Annotated in this window: 5 protein-coding genes; 1 reads left to right on the forward strand and 4 read right to left on the reverse strand. The window is 45.1% G+C overall.

All coding sequences use genetic code 11. From position 1 onward, the window contains the following. On the reverse strand, positions 1-1,041 hold a 1,041-nt coding region (locus AC1DSE_RS28475), incomplete at its 3' end, for a Gfo/Idh/MocA family protein (RefSeq protein ID WP_477528571.1). A 251-nt stretch (positions 1,042-1,292) separates the two neighbouring features. Here AC1DSE_RS28475 and AC1DSE_RS28480 point away from each other — a divergent pair. Continuing rightward, positions 1,293-3,008, forward strand: a complete 1,716-nt coding sequence (locus AC1DSE_RS28480; RefSeq protein WP_477511071.1) for an ABC transporter ATP-binding protein — start codon at positions 1,293-1,295, stop codon at positions 3,006-3,008. Positions 3,009-3,015: 7 nt separating this feature from the next. Here AC1DSE_RS28480 and AC1DSE_RS28485 read toward each other — a convergent pair whose 3' ends face one another. The 3 genes from AC1DSE_RS28485 to AC1DSE_RS28495 form a co-directional block, all read right to left on the reverse strand. Then, the gene (locus AC1DSE_RS28485) at positions 3,016-4,632 is read right to left on the reverse strand and encodes an ABC transporter substrate-binding protein (protein ID WP_477511070.1); all 1,617 of its coding nucleotides are present in this window, start codon (positions 4,630-4,632) and stop codon (positions 3,016-3,018) included. 121 nt (positions 4,633-4,753) lie between these two features. Beyond that, the gene (locus tag AC1DSE_RS28490) at positions 4,754-5,746 is read right to left on the reverse strand and encodes an ABC transporter substrate-binding protein (RefSeq protein WP_477511069.1); all 993 of its coding nucleotides are present in this window, start codon (positions 5,744-5,746) and stop codon (positions 4,754-4,756) included. A 190-nt stretch (positions 5,747-5,936) separates the two neighbouring features. Continuing rightward, the coding region (locus tag AC1DSE_RS28495; RefSeq protein ID WP_477528572.1) for an AraC family transcriptional regulator at positions 5,937-6,027 on the reverse strand (91 nt) is incomplete at its 5' end.

Here is a 6,027-nt window from a genome sequence, read left to right on the forward strand (position 1 = left end):
AAGGAGCACACCGTCGATAATCGCTTGGTTGTACAAAATTTCTGCTCCAGGAAAAGGAGCTGGACGATTTTCTGCGATTGCTGCAACAAAGTCTCTTACTTTCTCATCAAACAAGTTTAGCCCATGTTGGATGACAGGAATAGTCGAATGGATATGCTGATCAACGACATCGTGATAAAGCGTCATGCTGCCTACGCTACCATCCCAAACACCGCTCCAAGGGCCTGTGCCTGCTGGAGTGACTTTAAGACCGCCGTCAGTTCCAAGGAACATTGTCGCACCTAATGAATCCATGTGCATAGCCCAGCTGATTTTGTAATTGAGAACGATGTCGCCCTCAAGACGGATCATCGCTACGCCAAAATCCTCAACTTCAAAGTTGGCCGCTTCACGATGGTATTTCGGGTTTGTTCCAAAATGATTTGATGTATAAGCCGATACAGTAAGCGGCTTAGGATAGCCGAGCGCATTAAGCGCCATATCAAGCGAATAGCAGCCGATATCAGCCATTGCGCCAGCACCTGCAAGCTCTTTGGAAATAAAAGTGCCGCCAGGCATACCGCGCCGTCTGCCGCCGCCTGTTTCAACAAAGTAAACGTTACCAAGTTTTCCCGATTGAACAATTTCTTGAATCAACGACATATTGGGATCATATCTCGGCTGGAAGCCTACCGTCAATATTTTCCCACTGCGTTCAGCGGCTTCGACCATATCGATGGACTGCTGGAGTGTGACAGACATCGGCTTCTCTACGAGCACGTGCTTGCCTGCATTCAAAGCGTTTATTGAAGTTTCAGAATGTGCAAAGTTTGGTGTGCAAATGCTGACGCCGTCTAGGTCAAGCTCTAATAGTTTCTTATGATCATCAAAAGCAACGGCTTTTACGAGTTCCTCTTGATCAATAAAAGCTTGTGCTTTTCCTGCTATGCTGTCTGCCACCGCCACGATTTCCACGTGAAGAGGCATTTTTTTATAAGCTGAAGCATGGGCTCTTGCAATACCGCCGCTTCCTATAATTCCGATTCGGATCGTTCTTGTCATTTCAATATCCCTCTTTTCATTGTAGTGATTCTACTTTAGCACAGCTGTATTAGGCATGAAATGGTGAGAAAAGGACATGACATCTACAAAATCATGACATCTGTCCGGATGATGTTGCTTCATTTTGTACAAAAAAATGATCACATTTGTCCATTGCCTCCCCTTGCCCTTTTGTTCTACGATAGATTAGCCACAAATGATAATGGTTATCATTGAATGTGTCATAAAATAGATTAGGAAGGAAGCTGGATATGCTGCGTCGTTTTTTTGCTTATTACAAGCCCTACAAGAAGCTGTTTATTTTAGATTTTTCATGTGCCATTTTGGCTGCATTGCTTGAGCTTGCTTTTCCACTTGCCGTTAACCGGGTTGTGGATGATCTTTTGCCGAGCGGCAACTGGAAATGGATTTTGTATGCTTGTATCGGACTATTAGTCATTTATGTGTTCAGCTCTGCACTGCATTATGTCGTTACCTATTGGGGACATAAGCTCGGAATCAACATCGAGTCCGATATGCGCAAGCAGCTGTTTGATCGTGTACAGAAGCTGAGCTTCCGTTTCTTCGACAATAACAAGACAGGACATCTGGTATCCCGGATGACAAATGACTTGATGGATATTGGAGAGATCGCCCATCATGGGCCGGAGGATTTGTTTATTGCTTTAATGACGCTGACTGGTGCGTTCGGTATTATGCTGAGCATTAACTATCAGCTTGCGTTAATGACCTTTATTATTATTCCGCTGATGATTTATTTGTCGCTGTATTTCAGCCGTAAAATGTCAGCAGCCTTTAATCGGATGTTTTCTGATATCGCTGACTACAATGCACGCGTTGAAAATAACGTGAGCGGCATTCGTGTCGTTCAAGCGTTTGCGAACGAAAAGCATGAAATGGCACGTTTTGCTGAAAATAACGGTCGTTTCCGTTTGACGAAGCTCATTGCATATCGCGTAATGGCATGGAACTCGTCAATCAGCTTTATTCTAATGAAGCTCATTTCTTTGTTTGTACTCGTATGCGGAACTTGGTTCGTTATTCAAGGCGATATGAGCTATGGTGAGTTTATCGCATTTGTTATGCTCTCGAACGTATTTTTAGGTCCGATTAAACAGATTAATTCTGTCATTGAGACGTATCCAAAAGGAATAGCAGGATTCAAACGTTATTTGGAACTACTTGAAACGGAACCTGATATTGCCGATGCGCCGAATGCACAAGTGGTAAGCCATCTCAAGGGTGATATTCGGTTTAACAAAGTGACGTTTGGTTATGAGAATAAAGACAAGGTGCTGCAAGGTCTCAGCCTATCGATCCGCGCAGGAGAGACGGTAGCTCTAGTAGGTCCATCGGGAGCGGGGAAAACAACGTTATGCAGCTTGCTTCCGCGTTTCTACGATGTCGAAGAAGGCTCGATTACGATCGACAACATTGATTTGCGGGATATGACGCTTGAATCACTGCGCTCCAACATTGGGATTGTGCAGCAGGATGTGTTCCTCTTTGATGGATCGATTCGAGAAAATATTGCTTACGGCAAACTCGGAGCGTCGGAGGTAGAAATTATGCAAGCCGCTCGTCAGGCGCAGCTGGAGGAGCTCATCTTGTCGCAGCCTGAGGGATTGAATACAATGATCGGCGAGAGAGGGGTTAAGCTGTCGGGAGGACAGAAGCAGAGGCTCTCCATTGCACGAATGTTTCTGAAGAACCCGCCGATCCTTATTTTGGATGAGGCGACATCCGCGCTGGATACCGAGACGGAAGCGGCGATTCAGCTAGCGCTTGCTGAGCTGTCCCGCGGCAGAACGACGCTTGTTATCGCTCATCGTCTTGCCACGATCAAAAATGCTGACCGCATCGTAGTTGTAGCTGAGCAAGGGATTGCCGAGCAAGGCAATCATGATGAATTGCTCGACGCGCGTGGTGCTTACAGCAGGCTTCACCAGGCTCAATTCGGCGCATAAGGGGGAATTATGAGGTTTGGTTCAGCAGCTCGGGGAGAAGCAATAGCAGCTTATCCCTTGCTGAAGCATCCTCCTGATTCCAGTCGCGTTCGTCGAGCACGTAACTGAAGCCATTTTTGACAGCAGGAAGGTTTCTCCAGATTGGGCTGTTCACTAATTTCTCCATGGCTGCTTTGGACTCCTCATTTTCGGGCAGCATCATGAATACGCGGTCGCCTGCATATTGTTGGATCGTTTTTTCTGTGATTTCCTTATAGGGTCTGCCAGATTTCAGAATGTCTTGAACTTTCCCTGTAGGCCGGAAACCGTCTGGATGGTACAGTATAGAGGATAAACCGATATTGCCCATGACAAATAAACGTTCTCCCCGATGATAGATAAAGACAGAAGCTGTTTCGTTAGGCCGAATGCGCGCCTGAAGCTGCTGCCACATCAATAACGTACTGCTATTATAATGAAGAAGCCATTGCTGGGCTTCTTTTTTTTTGCCCAGCCACTCTCCAAGCATGAGCAGTCTCTCATCAAGTGACCCGCGTGAATTATAGGTAAGCGTAGGGGCAAGCTCTGACATTTGTGCGTACAAGCTTTCATCAGAATGGTCGAATATTATTAAGTCAGGCGCTAGTGCAGAAGCCTGTTCCGAATGAAAAGGCTCGCCTTTGCTGATCATATGGCTTCCTACTAGCTGAATGCCAAGCGTATTCATATCTCCAATACTTTCACCACAATAAAAGATGCGATTGGGCTGAGCGGGAATGCTAACCTCGTGACCGTCCCAATCCTTAACGAGTATATTTTGGCGCATCGATAGGGCATATTGCCTTGGAGAAAAGCCGGTTATAAGACGGAAGCGGCGGCTGAAATAATACTCATCGGTAAAGCCGACACGATCTGCGATATCGCGCAAAGTATTGTCGGTATGGATCAGCCAATCCTTGGACCGACTGATACGAAGCTCATTCAAATAATCAAGTGGTTTCTTGCCAGTCAGCTCCTTGAATATTGAAGTGAACTGCCAAGCAGGTACGTTGGCCATATCGACGAGCTGCTTGACCGTTATTCGGTTCTGAAAATGATTTTGCATATATTGAATGGTTTGTTCAACCGTTTGCGTGGAGCTGCTCATCGAGTCGAATTGCAGGTTATGTTCAAGAACAAATCCGATAAGCTTCTGAAAATGCGTTTGCTGACGATGCGCTTCAATGTTATCGCAGTCCGTAGTTCCGGTATAAAGCTGGCTCAGCAAATCCATCCATTGTGCGAGCGGATAAACGCGCAGCTCTTGACGGTTCGGAAATAGCTGCTCCGTATAAAGCACAGGACCTTGGCTTAGCAAATGAAGGATGTGGAAAGAGATGAGGTAATATTCCAATTTGCCGTCGCCTATATTTTCAAATTGATATGCGGTGTTCGGGGATAGAAGGAAAGAACTGTATGACGAGAAAAGGGAACTTTCATTACCCATAAACAGTCTGCCTCTGCCGCTCTTGGATATAAGCATCGTATAGCAGGAAGTCACTTTCTCCGCTAATACTTCGCCCTCTGTATGGCTGTACAGCTTCATATCTACAAAATGGAAGCTTAAGGAGCGCAGAGGTAAAGTCTGATGCGTTAAGTTAGACATGGCTGTAGCCTCATTTCAGTATTGAGAATCGTTATCAATTAATTTCATTATAAACAAATAGAAGAAGCTTATCAACCGTAGTTGAAGAGCTTCTTCTATTTCAACAGACGTTAAGCAGCATTTATTTTTTAATAAGTGCTTTTGGCAGCTCTTCTAACAACCATTCTCTAGAAAGTGCGTCGCTGGAAGCTTTGAGCAAATCAAAATTGTACACTTGTCCATTTTTCACGGCAGGGAGCTTGAGCCATAAATCGCTTTTCATAAGCTCGTTCGTTGATTGCTGCGCCTCAGGAGCGACTGGATTCAGAATGAAGATGCGGTCAGCCGCATACTCTGGCAGCAGCTCAGAAGATATTTCTGCAAAACCTTGTTCTTTATCAATAAGATCCTGGATGATTGGTGTTGGCTTTAAACCGCCTTTCTCGTATAAGAATTGCGGTAGCCCAGTACCAGCCATAATAAAGAGGCGGTTGCCAGGATACATTGTAAATACGGCTGCTGTTTCACTTTCTTTAATACCGCTATCGTGAATTTGTTTCCACATATCTGCTGTTTTGACCGCGTGCTCTGCAAGCCAATCCTCAGCTTCTTGCTTCTTATTTAACAAATCCCCTAGCGTACGCATTCTGTCCTCCAGCGTGGCGAAGGAGTTGAATGTTACCGTTGGAGCAACCTTTGAAATAACCTCATACTGCTGTTCGTCCGAATTCGAGAAAATAATAAGATCAGGCTGCAGTGTTAATGATTTCTCGACGCTTAGCGGAAAACCTACGTCCTCGACACCAGTGAGCTGCTGCTCAAATACCGTCCCTTTAATCATATCCTGTATGACGCCGATCGGCTTAACGCCTAGCGCAAGTAAATCACCTGTAGTTTCACCATGAAAGATAACACGCTGCGGAGTAACAGGCACTTCTACCTCATGCTTCGACCAATCGGTGAAGGAGCGGGTGGTATCGGCTGCTTGTTCCGTTGCTGCAGGTGCTTTTGTTGCTTCAGCAGCGGGACTCGCTGTATTGCCCGAATTTGCTGAATTGCTGCCACAGGCTAGCAATAGGGTTCCCATTAGTGCGAATGTAGCCAAAAGTGCGGCTGATTTTGTTCCTTGATACATGTTAATTCTCCCCCAATAGATATTATAAGATAATGATAATCATTATCGATATACATTATCGTAATAGATACACGAGCTGTACTCAATGGACAAAGCAAAGAAGTGTTTTTTAGTTTGTCCAAACATGAAGAAAAGTTAAAAGCCGAACACCACTGTAGGTATTCGGCTTTCATTAGATAGAGCTCATTTTTTATAAAATTTTGGACAATTTCCGATATTCTCGCGGAGATATTCCTTCATGACGGCGGAATATCCGGCTGAAGTAGTGGATATCGGAATAG

The organism is Paenibacillus sp. 01L418, assembly GCF_056400045.1.